Origin of the sequence: Haloarcula salinisoli, from assembly GCF_019599405.1 — an archaeon.
In the GTDB taxonomy this organism is placed as follows: domain Archaea; phylum Halobacteriota; class Halobacteria; order Halobacteriales; family Haloarculaceae; genus Haloarcula; species Haloarcula salinisoli.
The window spans coordinates 1-16,444 of record NZ_RKLQ01000001.1; the positions used below are offsets into that span (position 1 = coordinate 1).

13 protein-coding genes and 1 pseudogene are annotated in these 16,444 nt (G+C 57.5%); 9 read left to right on the plus strand and 5 right to left on the minus strand.

Annotated features, from left to right (window positions below; genetic code table 11):
- Together EGD98_RS00005 and EGD98_RS00010 are read right to left on the minus strand one after the other, a co-directional pair.
- A pseudogene (locus tag EGD98_RS00005) lies at window positions 1–298 on the minus strand (hypothetical protein); the annotation flags it as partial.
- 301 nt (window positions 299–599) lie between these two features.
- Window positions 600–1,778 (minus strand): glycosyltransferase family 4 protein, encoded by a 1,179-nt coding sequence (locus tag EGD98_RS00010; RefSeq protein WP_220586295.1) that lies wholly within the window; start codon window positions 1,776–1,778, stop codon window positions 600–602.
- 26 nt (window positions 1,779–1,804) lie between these two features.
- Between EGD98_RS00010 and EGD98_RS00015 the strand changes: the two genes are divergently transcribed.
- The 3 genes from EGD98_RS00015 to EGD98_RS00025 all read left to right on the plus strand — a co-directional run bounded on the left by EGD98_RS00015 (window position 1,805) and on the right by EGD98_RS00025 (window position 6,755).
- Window positions 1,805–4,072: a DUF2206 domain-containing protein gene (locus EGD98_RS00015; RefSeq protein WP_220586296.1), complete on the plus strand. Its 2,268-nt coding sequence runs from the start codon at window positions 1,805–1,807 to the stop codon at window positions 4,070–4,072.
- Window positions 4,073–4,297: 225 nt separating this feature from the next.
- Window positions 4,298–5,728, plus strand: coding sequence for an oligosaccharide flippase family protein (locus EGD98_RS00020; RefSeq protein WP_220586297.1), 1,431 nt, complete (start codon window positions 4,298–4,300; stop codon window positions 5,726–5,728).
- A gap of 214 nt (window positions 5,729–5,942) precedes the next feature.
- Window positions 5,943–6,755, plus strand: a complete 813-nt coding sequence (locus EGD98_RS00025) for a DUF7982 domain-containing protein (RefSeq protein ID WP_483867028.1) — start codon at window positions 5,943–5,945, stop codon at window positions 6,753–6,755.
- Between the two features lie 16 nt (window positions 6,756–6,771).
- Here EGD98_RS00025 and EGD98_RS21380 read toward each other — a convergent pair whose 3' ends face one another.
- Entirely contained in the window at window positions 6,772–7,038 is a 267-nt protein-coding gene (locus tag EGD98_RS21380) for a DUF8044 family membrane protein (RefSeq protein WP_483867029.1), read from the minus strand.
- Window positions 7,039–7,760: 722 nt separating this feature from the next.
- Here EGD98_RS21380 and EGD98_RS00030 point away from each other — a divergent pair.
- Genes EGD98_RS00030 through EGD98_RS00040 form a run of 3 tightly spaced genes read left to right on the plus strand, consistent with a single transcriptional unit; the run spans window position 7,761 to window position 10,573 of the window.
- Entirely contained in the window at window positions 7,761–8,324 is a 564-nt protein-coding gene (locus EGD98_RS00030; RefSeq protein WP_220586299.1) for a hypothetical protein, read from the plus strand.
- 46 nt (window positions 8,325–8,370) lie between these two features.
- Window positions 8,371–8,892, plus strand: a complete 522-nt coding sequence (locus EGD98_RS00035; RefSeq protein ID WP_220586300.1) for a gluconate 2-dehydrogenase subunit 3 family protein — start codon at window positions 8,371–8,373, stop codon at window positions 8,890–8,892.
- Window positions 8,885–10,573, plus strand: coding sequence for a GMC family oxidoreductase (locus EGD98_RS00040; protein ID WP_220586301.1), 1,689 nt, complete (start codon window positions 8,885–8,887; stop codon window positions 10,571–10,573). The genes EGD98_RS00035 and EGD98_RS00040 overlap by 8 nt, the downstream gene beginning before the upstream one ends.
- A gap of 1 nt (window position 10,574) precedes the next feature.
- On the opposite strand, the gene EGD98_RS00045 is transcribed toward EGD98_RS00040, so the two are convergent.
- Entirely contained in the window at window positions 10,575–10,844 is a 270-nt protein-coding gene (locus EGD98_RS00045) for a hypothetical protein (protein ID WP_220586302.1), read from the minus strand.
- A gap of 211 nt (window positions 10,845–11,055) precedes the next feature.
- Window positions 11,056–12,243: a glycosyltransferase family 4 protein gene (locus EGD98_RS00050; RefSeq protein ID WP_220586303.1), complete on the minus strand. Its 1,188-nt coding sequence runs from the start codon at window positions 12,241–12,243 to the stop codon at window positions 11,056–11,058.
- A 129-nt stretch (window positions 12,244–12,372) separates the two neighbouring features.
- On the opposite strand from EGD98_RS00050, the gene EGD98_RS00055 reads away from it, so the two are divergent.
- The 3 genes from EGD98_RS00055 (at window position 12,373) to EGD98_RS00065 (ending at window position 16,042) form a co-directional block, all read left to right on the plus strand.
- Complete coding sequence (locus tag EGD98_RS00055; protein WP_220586304.1) at window positions 12,373–14,175, plus strand: ABC transporter ATP-binding protein; 1,803 nt, start codon at window positions 12,373–12,375, stop codon at window positions 14,173–14,175.
- Between the two features lie 515 nt (window positions 14,176–14,690).
- The gene (locus EGD98_RS00060; protein ID WP_220586305.1) at window positions 14,691–15,608 is read left to right on the plus strand and encodes a hypothetical protein; all 918 of its coding nucleotides are present in this window, start codon (window positions 14,691–14,693) and stop codon (window positions 15,606–15,608) included.
- An 86-nt stretch (window positions 15,609–15,694) separates the two neighbouring features.
- Window positions 15,695–16,042 carry a DUF5658 family protein gene (locus EGD98_RS00065; protein ID WP_220586306.1) on the plus strand — a complete coding sequence of 116 codons (348 nt, stop codon included), beginning with the start codon at window positions 15,695–15,697 and terminating at the stop codon, window positions 16,040–16,042.
- Window positions 16,043–16,444: the final 402 nt, after the last annotated feature.

Below are 16,444 nucleotides of genomic sequence, written 5' to 3' on the forward strand. Positions count from 1 at the left end.
CGGCGTAGCTGCCGTCAGCGTCTTGGAAACAGACGATACTCGGAGTCTTTGCGCCGGCCGGTAGCGAGAGGGGTTGCCAGTTGCTGCCGTCACCGATGTATGTCCGGCCAGTGTCGGTCGCCAAGAACTTCGCGTTCGTCTCGGGGGTGTACGCCGTTCGGTTCGCTTCGGTGTCCCTGACCTCGACGTCGTTGTCGATCTGTCTGAAGTTGTCGTTCAGGGGCTTGTGCCAATCTGTCGACCCCTCTTGGGGGATACTGTAGCCGTGATTCGAGTCAGTGTTGTCGTTTGTTGCCATAATTACACGCTCTTTGTCTGCTAACCGTCACAGTTCACCGGGAACCAATATCGGATTTGATTTTTTGAGACTCGCCTTCCGGCAGAAGTCGCTAGTTAGTCTATCTGCCGGACGACCGATATGCTGAAATATCGCACAGGGAAGCGTTTTGAGTTCAATTCTGTGGGTCACTGGATTGCATATTGGATAATATCTCCAGCCGTATTGAATGCACAGCTCTAGTTATCAATATTGGTATTTGGAACTGATATATCAGGCTGTATCATGGACTACTCTGCTATCTCACTGGGCTACTATCTCGTTACGATTGCATCGTCAGAGTCTCCGCGAACGTCGCGCGAAGCTGGGCCGAGAGAGATTCCCAGGTGTAGTTTTCAGCAGCCGATCGTTGGCCGTTTGTCCCTAGCCGTCGTCGGAGCGACTCGTCCGAACCCAAGCGGTCAATTGCGCCGAAAAAGTCGGCTTTCTCCGCAAGCAGCAGATCTTCGCCGGCCTCCAACTCGAATCCCCGTGACCCGAACGGTGTCGAAACCACCGGTAGTTCCGCGGCAAAGTAATCCAGGAGTTTCACGTTCGAGCCGCCGCCGCTGAATATCGGATTCAGTGCAATATCAGCCATCGCTAGCGCTGCCTGGAGATCTTCGACGTAGCCCGTCGTGTGCACGTTCTCCTGCTCGGTTTCGATGCTGTCGCCGGAGTCACCGAGAATCAGGAGGTGGTATTCCTCGTCCAGCTTCGACCAGTTCTCGGCGAGCCAGTCGGCGGCTTCGACGTTGGGACCGTAATCTGAGCCCAGGAAGGTCGCGACGACTCCATCGTCTGGGATATCGTACTTGGCTCGTGGGGCTGGTGTAGTCGTCCCCGTAATGCGCTCACCAGCAATACCGTTCGGGATGACCGCCGTCGCGGACGCGTCTTTCGAAAACTGATCACAGTCGCGCTCGGTCGTACAGACAACGAGATCCGACTTTCGGGCTGCTGCTTCCTCTACGCGCCGATACCGGTTCCCGAAGGACTTACTGAGCCAGCCGTCGTTAGTTGAGAGGTACCGTTCGTACTCGATGTTGTGGCTGGAGTACACCGTCGGTGTCGACGTGTTCTCCGCCAGGAAAACCGCGATGTGTGGACTGTCAGCCATCACGACGTCGGCCTCGTTCACCTGTTCGACAATCCTGTCGCCCACCCACGACTTGAGCGTTGCTGGCCACGCGAAAACGGGACAGCCCAAGTGTCCCACTATTTTCGGGATGTCGTGCAAGATACTGTAATGCCGCTTCTCGACTAAAGCAGGGGTTAGCTCCACCTCCTCTTCTAGCAGCTCCCCCTCCTCGTGATACGTCGCCAGTATCCCTGAACAGCAGTAGCGGTGGACGAAGTCGTCGCTCTCAGTAAACGACAGCATCAACCCGTGCGTTCGCTGATACCCCCCCGTATCCGGTGGATAAGCCCGATTTCCGGCCGTCACCTGGAGAACATTCATTACCGACGTATACACCGAGAATTTATATGGCTCTTCCGGAAGGGGGAGAAGCGAAAACAATATACTTTGAAGCCGATATTAATCAAAAAGTGTTAGCACAGCTTTCGAAAGTTTCGCGGCCCCGAACGGTTCTTTACTACTCTTTCGGAGTGATCGCTCTCGCTACTATCGGCTCGCTGAGTGACGTCCCAATCGGCGCTCCGCTCGTCGCTCTCTGTGTGCTCGCAACGGGAAGTTTTCTGCTCGAACATATGGATCTCTCGCCGGTCGAACGGTTGATTCTCGTTCCAGCGGTCGGGATTTCGTTACTGGCTGCCTCGTCGTTGTTGATTCCGCTCCTTTCGGGCCTGGGACTTCTTGCAGCACCGATCCATCAACCGCTGGTCGTTGCGACTGCGGTATCCCTTCCGACGATCGCCGCAATAATGTATTGGGCCTCGCAACCGAATCCGACAGTACCAACTGTCGACATCTCATCCCGGCTGCTAATTCCGTCGCTGCCAGTCCTCCTCGGTGGCGGGGGCGCACTGATTCAACAACAGTACGGACTGGTATCACAGAACTTCGTCGTCATGGGGCTGCTGGTCGTCTGTGGACCCCTGCTGGTCTATTGGGCCCAGACAGATTTCGAAACGGCTGTGGCGCTTTTTGGCCTGGCGACGGGTGTCCTGCTCTCGCACACACTGGTGACCGGGTACGCCGTGGGCATCGACGTGCAGATGAGCTTGAACACTATCGATTACGTTACCGATGTCGGGAGTTGGTCAGTGCAGGACGTGTTCTTCAAACGGGGTGCCAGCGCCGTCGGTCTGAGTGAGCTGGTTGGGTACATAGGATCGGAGCGGGCCCACACCGGGCTGCCAGTGATCGTCGGCATACCCATTCTTTTCGAGACGGTCGGAAACGTCGCCCCCGATGCTGTCTTCGATATCGTCTACGTGGCCGTGTTCGGACTGACTCCAGCGGCAGTGTTCCGTATCGGACGCCAGCGACTCTCGAGAAAAGAAGCGTTCGCCGCAGGCGTGCTCGTCATCGCGTACTACAGGTTCTTCCACACGTCCCCGGCGAAACAGCACATGGCGCAGTTCTTCATGGCAGCCCTGCTGGTCGGATGGGTGGCAAACATCAGGTCGTCACACCGGAACGCCATTGCGGCAATCGTTGCCATCGGGATTGTCTTTTCACATTACACAGTTACGTTCCTGTTCCTCGGGTTCATCATCTTGACATATGTATTAAAGAAGTGGTACGCGGAGCCCGACTCGCTCTCGGCAGTGTCGGCTCTCTTCGTATCGTACTTCTATGCTGTCGTCATCATCTGGTACGGGATTTTCACCGGCGGGAAAAAGCCTCTCGCGGCGTTATCGGCTATCCTCGCTTCAATCGAGTCAGTACTGACCAGTGGGTCTGCCCAGTCCCGGACGGGCGCGAGTGTTGCGGCCCAGCAGACGGTCATCGTCGATCAGATTAATCTGGGCCTGCACGGCATGCTCTTTGGCGCTATCTTCCTGGGCGTACTAGTACTCCTGTTTCATGGGGTGACGACACGGGAGCCGATGTTCTCTGTGGATATCGACCCGCTCGCGCTGTGCTTTTTCAGCATTCTCGGACTCTCGATGGTTGTCAGCGGGTACCTCGGTATCGACAGAGCACTCGATATCAGCCTCATCGTCCTCGCCCCTGTAGCTGTACTCGGGGTTCGCTATACCCTCGATAGTGTCGGGTCACGGCTCTCGATGCCTGGGCTCCCCTCTCACACGCACAAAATAGCTATCGTGTTCGTGATGCTGTTTTTCTTGTTTTCATCAGGGCTGGCGTACGAGGCAGCCGGAGACCCGGCCTCGAGCGCCATAAATCTCCACGAGAACCCCAATTCGGTCGTCTACACCGACGAAGAGTATCGGGCTGCACAGTGGGTTGTCGACAACAGGAACAACTCGACGATCTATACGGGGACCTTCGGGAGTACTGCGTTCCATCGAGTTAGCGGGGCGTCGCTGCCGTATCTCCAGCACTATAAGAACTTTAGCGGCCAGGTCGAGATTCCGTGGAACGAGAGCGGCTATATCTTCGTCCGTAAGGCCGCCATCGTACCGCAGACTTCTGAGCCCGTACCGCGCTACGAGCTGGGTTCAGAGGAGTACCAGTATCTGCGAGAACGGTCCGTTCCGGCGTATGAGAACTCGGCAGTCATCATCCTTCGAATCCCGGCGGGGAACACCGAACGCGTATCGAACACCTCACGGGCCCGGGTGACACCCACCGATGGCGCAACCTCGACTGAACCATCGTGAATATGTGGCTCTCAGCAACGCCGCTGTCCCGATACTGGTCGAACGGCTCGTAATCGCCGTTAGTGTCGCTGGCTGGTGAGTCAGCTCGGGTGACAAGGGGTGCTCATCCTCGAATGCTGTATTTTTATCTCGAACACCGGACTCAAATTCCAATCATTATTTGTACAGACATTTCCTTGTTATTATAACGCAGAAGATTGTACGAAGCATCGAGAAGTCCTTAGAATGGGCGACCAAGATAGTTCAATTTCGTCCGATTCTGTCAAATTAGCCGGTGCAAAGGGGCTCAACGCGGCCCTGGTTTTTGGGGGGACTGCGCTGTTTACGCGTCTCATCGGGGCCGATGAGCTGGGGATTTACTTCCTCTTCGAACGGCTACTTGCCCTCTTCGTTATCTTCAGTAATTTCGGGCTTTCGGGCGCTCTGGAGAAACGTCTCTCCGAGGGTACCGACCGGGGCGAGTACCTCGCGACGACTGCGGTACTGAAACTCGGATTGCTCGTCGTCCTGGGAGTCATCATCCTCGCATCGCAGGCACAAATCAACAGCTATCTCGGGGCGGATATCGCGATACTTCTACTAGTAGCACTGACCGTCCGTGAAGCCGGACAGTTGTTCCTCCGTACCCTCCGGGGAGAGCAACGGGTAGGAGAGACATCGTACCTACTTGCAATACGCCAGATAGGGTGGGTCGGTATCGGAGCGTCGTTATCGTTGGTCGGGCTGGGACACCTCGCTCCGTTGTATGGGTTCTTGGCAGGCCTGACCGGGATCCTCGTCCTCGGGTACGTGATGGTCGACACGGAGTTCGGCCGCCCGTCGATGAGCCACGCGAAATCGCTATTCAGTTTCTCGAAATATGATTTCGTGTCCTCGTCTATCGGGTGGGAGGTGTACAATAGTCTGGACACGCTACTGATTGGGCTCTTTTTGACGAAGACTGCGGTGACGCACTACGAGATTGCATGGCGGGTCTCTACTGTTGTGATGATCGTCACCGCCTCCATCTCGAAGGTGGTTTTCCCCTCGTTTAGCAAGTTCGTGGCCAACGGTGAACACCAGCGTGTCGCCGACATCACTCAGTGGTCGATCAGTGCCGGGCTTCTGGTGAGCATCCCCGCTCTGGCGGGGGTCGCCGTCGTGGGTGAGTCGCTGTTACGGTTCGGTTTCGGTCCGGAGACCACCGCGGCATCGTTCGTGCTGTTGATCCTCGTTGCCGACAAAATAAGCCACGCCGTCCAGGAGGTACTCGCACAGGTCGTCCGCGCCTTCGACCGCCCGGACATCTGTGCGGGTGTCACCGGGGCCTCAATACTGGTAAATGCAGGGGCGAATTACTATCTCATTCCGAGATACGGCATTCTCGGTGCTGGAATCGGAACGACGGGAAGCTTCGCTGCGGGGACGCTCCTGTATGTGGTGGCGGCGCGTCGATTCGTAACTATCAGGTTCCCGTGGCGGACGATAGGATGGCAAGTGTTCTCTGCGACCGTCATGTGGGGCACTTTGGTGGGCCTGAAAGGCATCTACGGGATTAACTCACTGCTCGATACGGCACTGTACATTCTCCTGGGAGTTATCGTATACGGCGGACTTGCCGTGGCTCACAAGGACACACGAGCTCTCGTCAGAAACCCGTCGCCGGGAGGGACCTGACGGTCACTTTGCATGGATATCGTCTCCCATATTCGGGCGTCTCTGGATACTCTCCTGTGGATACCAGCTTCAGCGGTCATAGACCAGTAATTTCAATGTGGGGAGGCAGGAGATAACATTCAATGCTCGATAAGATACTGGCTGGGGGTCTGACTGTCTCTGCTCTTACGGTATCACTAGCCATCACCGAGCGTTCCTGTGGGGGAAACAGTTGATGACCTCCAAAGAGGGAGCGCCGGATACTGAGCGGGATGGCGAATCGTCTACAGCTAGCGGATCGACGGCCGCTACGAACAGTTATTCCAAACACCGGTCACAGAAATACACAGGGATGGGGCTCCTGCTCATCCTCGCAGCAGTTCTATTTGCCATGGCGACGAGTCTTCCGACCTTTCGTCAGACCCTGGTAACTCTGGGTGTGGTGGGGATTTTCGGCTCGATACTGCTTTACGTCGTCACACCAGAGCGGTTTCTGCCGGCAGACGTCACCCGTGCTGTTGAGTCAGTCAGGAATCAGAACGTCGGTTGGATAGTGGAGAAGCTCAGCACCAGTCAGCAGCCGAGATACGTCCCCACAGCAGACGGTATCAAGTTGTTCTTCCCCGAGTTTGCAGGGGACGAGACGCCCGACATAGCGGAAGTCGAGACCGGTACCGAGCCCAGTGACTCCGTCTCGGGCATCGTCCTCAAGCCGTCTGGTGACCCCTTCTTGCAGCTAGTGCTGGCCGAGGCCGGTAGGCTGCCCCGAAGCAACGCGGAGGCCGTAGACTCGCTATCGACCGCGTTAGTCGACCGGTTCGGCCTAGCCGAGGCGGCCACAGTTGAGAGCATCGACGACGACCACGTGACTATCGAGGTTAGCGGCAGCATCTTCGATCAAAAAGATAACCTCGACCATCCAATTGTGTCACTGTTCGCGACGGGGCTTGCACACAGCTCCGGAACTGAGGTACGCCCTACAGTGACTACAACCGATACCGACGATCTCCTTATCACGCTCCGAATAGGTGCATTTCGGGACCCGTAGTCGGGTGCCGGCTAACTTAGACCGGGACAGTCAAAAATAGGTACCAGCCCGTGATGCCGGTGAGCACCATCAGTCCGAAAATGGCCAATCGACGAACCCGTCTAATCCAAACCGCGCCAGGCAAGTCTGGTGTGGTAAGTATCACCAACAGGAGGAATTCGAAGACAGCAGCTGCGGTAAACAACCCGTAAGAAAACGAGTTCAGCTCCGAGATTACGGCGGCTGGGAGAGCGAGAGCGCCGACGACAAGCGCGACGAATCGGATACGAGCATTGAATGTCATGTGGTGTTGGAGAAAAGTTCTACCTGCGACACTGGTCGAAAACCGAACCCTAGGTAATAAATTTATCTCGATGCAATCATAAATGCACTTCAATTGGACTTATTCGGCAGACGACTGGTTCTGGAAACAACACTGGGTGCGATGTTCTAGTAGCTGAGTTTGGCCAACGGGGTCTCAGCAGGTGTGACCGCAGCCCGGTCCAAAGATGGGGTGGCTCTGCTGAATCGGAGCGGACGCGCACAAACTCGACCGAGTATGATTTCCACTTGCTCTGGACGAACCCGGACCCCTGCGATTGTCACGCTGTGGCGGGGTTTTATACCGGTTCCGAACCAACCCGTGGCTGAGACCACCAATGCTATCGCCGGCATGACATTCGGGCTCCTTGAGGTCCTTCTGTATCGTGGGACACTGGGGAGGATTATAACGATATAATACGGGCTATACTTGTAACCGGGCGAGCGACAGGTTAATTAACCTCCCCAAATATACTTAAATGACCTTGAATGTGCAGCAATTTTTCACTTAAACGATGTACCGACCCGCCCCACAGGCAGGACATAGCGATAGGTGGGATCACTGCGGGGGTCATCGTTGCCGAGACACTCTTTCGGTGGTTACTGGCCCCGTTTACGTGGGGGGCTAGCTTTCTGGGGCTTGCGATACTTTTCGCTACAATCTTGGTAGGCATACGCGCTCGGTGGGGTGTGGCAGTGGGTGGCATGGCCAGTGGCACGATTTTCAGCAGTTTCGACATGGGTGTCGTTCTGGCACTGGCCGGGTTTACCGCGACGTCCGTCTGTGCATGGGTCTGGGTGGATCCGAAGCGGCGCTCGCTGGCCTGGCTGGGACATTCCCTGGGAGTTGCACTGCTCACTGTTATGGCGCTTGCAGCGATGGGGGGACTGGTCGCCGATGTTCTCTCACTCGCACCGTTCGATGTCGCATACGCTCAGTTCCTCACGGCGCTTCTCGTGCCGACCCTCGCCGGCGTTCCGTTCGCCTGGGCTGTCTTTGAGTGTTTTTCGAGCGTTCGAAAACGAGTAACCCTGCCAAAGCGTATGCGTCGACGTGTGGCCGCTATCGTCGTGGTATGGGGCGGTGTCGGTTACGTGACCAGCTTCATTTTCGAATCGTTCGCACTGATACCGAACTACATTGTTGACCAGAAGTTGGGCGGAACTGCCGCGACGCTTATCCAGACGCTGTCTTGGGGCAAAATCGCAACGATAATGGTGGGAATGACCGCTATAACTGCACTCGCAGTTGTCGGGAAGCGAGCATGATATTCACAAACAGTTGTATACGAGAAACGGTGACGGGGGAAAATCGATGGAACTGACGAGACGTGACGCGCTGATCGCATTGGGGGGTCTCGGACTTCCTTTGACTGCGTGGCTCGAAGATTCTGAGCCGACTGCGACCGAACTAACTTCCGAGGATATCGAGACCCTCCTCGCGCTCAGCGAGACACTGTACCCGTCAGATGTGACGGTGAATTCCGACTTTATCGAGACGTTTGTCGCTGGGCAACATCAACTCGATTCCGACCACACCTCCGGCATCGTCTCGGCGCTCACTGGCGTGCGGCGTGCGAGCAGTCGCCAGACGGGCCGTCGCCCGACCGAGCTCGACCCGTCGGAACGCGGTGATCTGCTCCGCTCGATGGGGGCTGCCAGGGCGTATCCGGACCCAGACGGGACGTCAGTTCAGCAGATACGGTATTACGTCATCAACAATCTCCTCTATGCCCTCTACACGACGCCGAAAGGTGGAGAGCTGGTCGGGAACCCGAATCCCCCAGGGTATCCGGGCGGAACGACGGCCTATCAGGCGGTGTCGACTGATGAGTGAGTCGGACAGAACACCGGCCGCAGAACCGGATGTCTGTATCGTCGGCTCGGGTCCGGCGGGCTCGCTGATCGCGTACAAACTGGCCGAGCACGGTCACGATGTCGTCGTCCTCGAGGCCGGAGAGACGTTCGAGTTCGCGACACGGACGGAACGAATGGAGCGGGCCCTCCGACCGACACATCACCGGACGACGGTATGGGATCTCGACCAGGCGCGAGACGCCTACACTGTCAGCGGCCCCGTCAGCTACCCGGCCAACAGACTGCGTGCGAAGGGCGTTGGCGGGTCGACGCTCCACTGGGGTGGTCGGGTCGCTCGGTTCACCGAGAAAGACTTCGAGATGCAGACACGCTACGGGTACGGCAGAGACTGGCCGGTCGATTACGAGGATATCAGACCGTACTACGCGGCAGCCGAGGCGGCATTCGGTGTCGCCGGTGCCGAAGACAACCCCTTCGGCCCACCACGTGAGCAGGAGTATCCGATGGACGCGTTCCCGAGAAGCCACTCCGATTCGCTGTTCGCCGAGGCCTGTTCGACTCTTGATATCGAAGTGCATTCGGTCCCGAACGCGCGCAACTCGGAAAGCTACGATGGACGGAGCCAATGTGTCGGGTACGGTACCTGCTCGCCGGTATGTCCATCGGGTGCGAAGTACGACGCCAGCGTCCACGCAAAGAAAGCCATCGAACAGGGTGCGACCCTCATCGATCGGGCGGTGGTCCAGCGGCTCGAACACGATGCCAGCGGCGACCGAATTACCGGAGCCGTGTACGAGACACCAGATGGCACGACATATACCCAGTCAGCCGACGAGTTCGTGCTTGCTGCAGGTGGAATCGAGAACCCACGGCTCCTTCTCCTCTCGGAGTCACCGCAACATCCCGGGGGGCTGGCAAACTCCAGTGGTGCTGTGGGAAAGTATCTGATGGAGCATCCGTACGTCGGTGTTGCGGGCAGGCTCGACCGGAAGACGGCGCAGAACCGCATCGGCTTCGGGACGATGGAATCGTACCAGTTCTACGAACCGGGGACGGTCGGCCCGGGTTCGTTCAAGATCGAGTTCAGTAACCAAGGGGGGCCGAAACCTGTCGAACTGGCCCTCAAGCAGCGCGAACCGCTCGTAAACCTGCAGAAAACAGCGCAGAACATCGGCATAGACCCGCTCGTGGAACTCGGGAAAGACACCGAGCCCATAGTCTGGGGCGACGAACTTCGCGACCTGATCGCCGATGCGACCGGGGACCGGTTCACGGTCGTCGCCGAAATCGAAGTGCTACCGAACGAACGCAACCAGGTCACGCTGGACACCAGTGAAACTGATGCGTTCGGAAACCCCGTGCCGAACATCGAGTGGGGTCATTTCACCGACTACGCCGAAGAGACGATGGACGCCGCCAAAGACATCCTGGGGAACATCGTGGACGAATTACCGGGAACGGTCCGCGATCGAGAGGTGTTCGAGCTGCGTCAGGGGGCCGGACACAGCGCCGGGACGACGCGAATGGGCACTGATCCGTCCGCGAGCGTGGTTGACGAGAACCTCAGAGCACACGACGTAGAAAATCTCTCTATTGCCGGTTCGAGTCCGTTCGTGACAATGGGGGCCTCCCAGCCGACGCTGACTATCGGCGCGACCTCGTTGCGCCTCGCCGAGTATCTCCACGACTCGGTACTCTGAGTCACCTGTATCCCAGGGCCTGCAGCTGGCCTTCGAAGAGTCGACAGGTATCGGGGTGACGCTCTCTTTTCCAGTCGGTAGGTAACACGGCGCGCAGGACGTCGATGTCCATATCCAGACCGAACTCTTCGCCCGAATCGGCGATGTGAGCGGGTAGTGTGACGTCGTCCTGTTCCGGCCGTATCAGCTTCCCGTCGTCGAGGGAGCCGCCTTTCCTTCGGCGCCGTAGCGCGCCCCCTCCAGCGGACCGGCCGGCTGACAAGCACCTCATAGCGCGTCCGTACGTGGGCCCCGAGCGGATAGCTCGACCGGTCACCCGCGCAGAGCCACATCGGTTTGAAACAATGGAGTCCCAACAGCACTGCGACTCGCCGAAGACCTATACACTCCAGATGTGTTACTACTCCGACAGGTAACGGTGCGGTCGGAAAACTGTCGCCACCCGGTTGCCGCCACGACGCGGCCTGTCTCTCGAAGGGCTCTCAGCTCACGGCGGCGTGAAGTTGTGATTCAAGCACCGGTCCAAGTGCCTCGTAACTGTAATTACGGCAGACCCACTCCTGCGCTCTCTTTCCGAGATCGCCCGCGAGCTCCGGATCAGTGTGGAGTTTGCGTATCTGTGCCGCCAACATCGACGAATCTGTGGCGGGATACACCAGGCCGGTACTTCCGTCCTGTACGAGTTCGCCGATACCGCCTCTGTCACTACCTATCACTGGAGTCCCACATTGCATGGCTTCGAGCACGACCATTCCGAACGCTTCCATCCAGATTGACGGGACGATCACTGCCCGTGCGTGAGTGAAAAGTTCGTGCTTTTTCTCTTCTGACACGTATCCGAGAAACTCGACCGATTCTGGACACTGTTGTTCGGCCTGTTCGATTAGCTGCTCTTCGAGCGGCCCCGTCCCCGCGATGCGTATATCGATGTCGTTGCTGTCTGCGGCTATCTCTACAGCTGCTTGTATCAGTTTTTCGACTCCTTTTTCCTCCGCCAGTCGACCGAGAAACACAAAGTAACCGTCGTCTGCAGTATTTCCATCGGTATTCTCGGACGGTTGTGGGTTGGGGACCCGCGATGCATCATATCCGAAGTCATTCAGGTAATCGGTCAGAGTCTGGCCCGGTGCGATGTGTTTGTCGATCAGCCGCCGCTCCATCGACCGCTGTACCCTTTGTTGGGGAAGATAGTAGCCCACGACGACGGGGAGTGTGCGACAGCCGTGTTGCCAGCATTTCGCGCCCACACCGCACTCACAGACCTCGAGCGTATCCTGCTTGACACCCCACGCTGACGGACACACGGTAGAGTAATCGTGGTGGGTCTTTATGCTTGGATACCCACGTGTGGCGAGTGCAATAGTAGCCGGGTACTTCTGGGATTTGTGTATGTGTACGACATCGGGGTCAAAATCACCTATTTCTGTTCGTAATCGACTGTAAATTTTCGGCTCGATCGTGAGGCCGGCAACTTCCCGTACCACCCGCGAATCTGACTCGGGGATCGTCGTATCGGTAAACGAGTCCCCGGATTCGACTGTCCCGAGTCCGATCGATCTGACGGTATACCCCTGGTTGGAAAGGTACGTCATCTCCTCTTGCATCACATACTCGACACCCCCGACAATCTCCGCCGAATCGTTTATCAATAGAACGTTGAGCCCCCTCACGCTTGTATATTCATGACTGTATTTTTATAATGGTATTCCTTTTACCCCGGATCCATCGGTTCTATCTATTCGAGTGGTTTTATATTACTGTACGACTTGGGGGAAAATACTCGGCCCCGGTGAGATACCGTGGTAGACAAGGCCAACGACATTCCGATCAGAACCCAACTTCGGTCGTTGCTCCCGGTAGCGACGTACCGACCGGTACTGACAGTTGCCGTGGTAGCAACAAGTCTGCTCGCCGCGCTGTTGGAGGGAGTCGGTATTGGATTCCTTCTCCCGATTATCGAAATAACGCAATCGAACGGTGACCCGTCCGGCCCAGTCAGGGCGCTGGCAACAGCCTACGCCGTGCTTGGAGTCCCGTTCGAGTTGGGTTACATCGTCGCCGGAGTCGCCCTGGTAATCGGGGTTCGCTATCTGATGTCGTTTCTTTCCGGGTGGCTCACAGCTATCCTCCGGATGACGTATATTCGCTCACTCCGGACGGAGGCCTTCGAATACTCACTCTCTGCCCGCCTCGAATACATCGACCAGACTGGGTCAGACGAGATACTCAACGCCCTCATCACGCAGACTACACACGCTAGCGAGGCGATTCATCGTATCGTGCTCCTGGTCAAGGGTCTGCTTATTAGTGCCGCCTACCTGTCGATTGCGCTGTACGTGGCTCCGTATCTCATGATTGGCACTGGACTCGTACTTGGGGCGTTCATGCTGTGTGTCAGGTATCTCTTCGAGTCCGGATACAGTGTCGGGAGCCGCGTCGCCGATGCCAACGAGCGCCTGCAGGAGAGCATCCAATCCAGCATCCAGGGCATCAGAGAGGTGAGAATATTGGGGAGTGAGGGCCAGCAGCTGTCGAGATACAGGGCCGGCGTGAACAAGTATACCGCCGCGATGATAGACAGGAGGCGAAACCAGGAGGCAATTCGAAGTCTGAACTACTTCGTGACGGCGGTATTCGTGTTTCTGCTACTCTACGTGGGCATCGAATTTCGAGATATCTCTCTCGGTGGGCTGGGGGTCTTCCTGTTCGCGATGTTCCGGCTTGGGCCGAAGTTGAGTCACATGAACACGCTGCTCTACGAACTCGAAACCGACCTACCGCACCTGGTCAGAACACAGGAGTTTGTCGCAGAGCTCGCCGCGAATCAGGAATCGAACGAGGGGACTAAACCGGTTTCGGCCGTCGACACTGTTACTTTCGAGAACGTGAGCTTCCAGTACCACGACGACGAACCGCCGGTGCTTGAGGACATCTCATTTTCGTTTGAACGAGGCGATGTCGTTGCTTTTGCCGGCCCGTCGGGTGCGGGCAAGTCGACGATAATCTCGCTGGTAGCCCGTCTGTATGAGCCGACAGAAGGCAGAATAGCCGCAGATGGCACGTCTATTTCTGCTTTCAGCCTGGATGAATGGCGGGACCGAGTCGCTATCGTCCAACAGGACCCGTATATATTCAACGATACACTGCACTACAACGTCGCTGTGGGTAACCTCTATGCGAGCCCGGAAACCGTTGCGCGCGCCTGCGAAATCGCACAGGTCACGGAGTTTGTCGACGACTTACAGGACGGGTACGAGACAGTCCTTGGCGACGATGGTGTCCGACTGTCCGGGGGACAACAACAGCGGGTCGCGATCGCCCGAGCTCTCGTCGAAGACGCCGATATCCTGTTGTTCGACGAGGCGACGAGCGATCTCGACAGTGCGCTCGAACAGCGAATTTACCAGAACCTCACTCGGGTCGAGGACGAGTACGCCGTCGTTACCGTCACTCACCGACTGTCGACGGTGACCGATGTGGCCCAGATCAATATCCTCGACGATGGAACCATCGTCGAATCCGGAACTCACGAAGAGTTACTCGATGAAGCCGGCAAGTACGCCGGTCTGCTCGACGCTCAGCGTGCTCCGACCGCGAGGTAGATATGCAGGGGTACTCCACGGAGCTCGATGAGTTCCATACGCGGTTCCTCGAGTTGGAGAATGACTTACATCTGTTCGAGCTCACGGTCGACGGGATACCAGTATGGGAACGTCTCCGTGAGGGGATTAAAATACAACTCCTGGCCGAAACTAATCTGACCGGAGAAGTCCATCCGGACACAGTCTCCCTGAACGACTCGCTTCGGGCGAGTTACTTATTATGTCGCAATTTCGCCCGGCGGAACCCGTTTTTGGCTCCCTCAGGGAAACTACTCTTCTTCGGTCACCCTCGCCGGCAGCAGCGAGCGGGACAGTGGTGGGATATATACTGTGACCCGCTCAATCAGGCGGTCGGGCTTGAGACGATACATCTCGAACCAGCTTGGAAGAAAACACATTTCACTCCGACCCCAACGCCGAATCTACGGTATACTGACCTCTTCGAGTTCTCCGGGGAGTTGAACGATCACCTGAAGCTGAGTCGGCCGAACGTACCGTCGGAAACCAAGCAACGAATGGAAACAGCCCAAGAGCGTTTCGAAGCGACGTTCGATGTCACGGTTTCCCTGACAGAACGGCTGTTCTCGATGCTGCGGAGTCGCATTGTCAAGAAACCGCTATACGACCGCCTCCTGGCTCGCCTTGACCCACAGTTAGTCGCCATCGTCGCCCACTCCGGCCGAGAGACGTTTATCGAGGCCTGCCACGACGCGGATATCCCGGTCGCTGAACTGCAACACGGACAGATCAGCCCGTACTCGTACCAGCACGCGTTCCCCGGCGACCGGACGAAAGAAGCCTATCCGGACTATCTACTCACGTTCGGTGAGTTCTGGGAGACGGCAGCCTCGCTTCCGCTCGAATCGGACCGAATTCAAGCCGTCGGATACCCGTACCTCGAACAGGAACTCCTAGAGCGCCGACCGCTCGAACAGGGCCAGCAGGTGGTGTTCATCTCGACACCGGAAGCCGGGCCAGTGCTCTCCGAGATAGCCGCCGACCTGAGCGCCCGACCGGACATCCCGTACCAGTTCGTATACAAGCTCCATCCGGACGAGTTCGGCAGCTGGGAAACTGACTATCAATGGCTCGCGGACGCGCCGTTGTCCGTCGTCGGGCAGGATGGTCCCTCGCTGTACGATCTCTTCGCCGAATCGTCCGTTCAGGTCGGTGTCGGATCGACCGCACTCTACGAGGGGCTCGCGTTCGAGCTAGCGACCTATCTGGTCCGGGAACCGACCATCGAGTGGCTGGCTCCTGTCATCGAGGCGGGCGAGGCCACAGTCGTCGAGAGCGCGGACGACCTCGCCGAGCAACTCGCCGCCCCGGACCATCGCCCGGTCGAGCGCGAGAAGTACTTCCGACCCGGCGCGGTCGAGACCGCCGTCTCGGTCCTCGAGGAACTCGCCGAGACCGGAACAGTTCGTGAGTGAGAGGGCCCTATCAGTCCACACCAGACCGGTTACAGGTCAGACATATCGGCCTAAAACTACTTGCATCTCTCCGCCTCCCTGATGGTATGACTGACTCGCCAGTCGCCAGTGCCCTGGACGGATTCGTCGAGATGACGGAGTGGCTCTGGTGGCTCGCCCTCGGGTTCTACGGCATCGGCGACCTGCTGACTACATCCGTGACTGTATTCGTCACACCGCTGGCAGAGGGCAACCCAGCCGTCGACGCGATTATCTCGAGCTACGGATTCGGTGGTTTCGTCGCGCTCAAGATTCTGACCCTGGTCGTTGGCTACGTTACCTTCCGTCTCGTCGACACCCCGCACGGCGTGGGCGTTCCACTTGCCTTTGCAGTTGTCGGTGTGGGCCTCACGACCTGGAATCTGGCCGTCATCAGTTACACGATGACCGCCTGAGGGGCCCCATTGCACAACTACCACTGAGAGACGATATACTGCTGATTTACCACTCTCTTCAATTATCACTGCTGATATCTGGGCCGTAATATTTTGGCTCGCTTACCGGAACTTTCCATTGTTGACCGCTAACGTAACTGTCTCACTGTGGGGCCAAACCAGCCAGCGTCCAGGGCAATCGCCCGGCGGTGGTGGAGACAGTGGAGACGATGCAGGGCGTCACTCGGGTCGGCACAGTCTGTGTCACGTGATCCGACCACCGGTCTTCGAACTATGACAGATGAGAATCCCGACTCCGACGGCGCGGAGACGACGGCCGAGACACCACTCGATCGCCGGACAGTACTCAAAATAGGAGCTGTGTTCGGTGGCTGGGTCGCTGTCGCGGCCGGGACGGGCGGA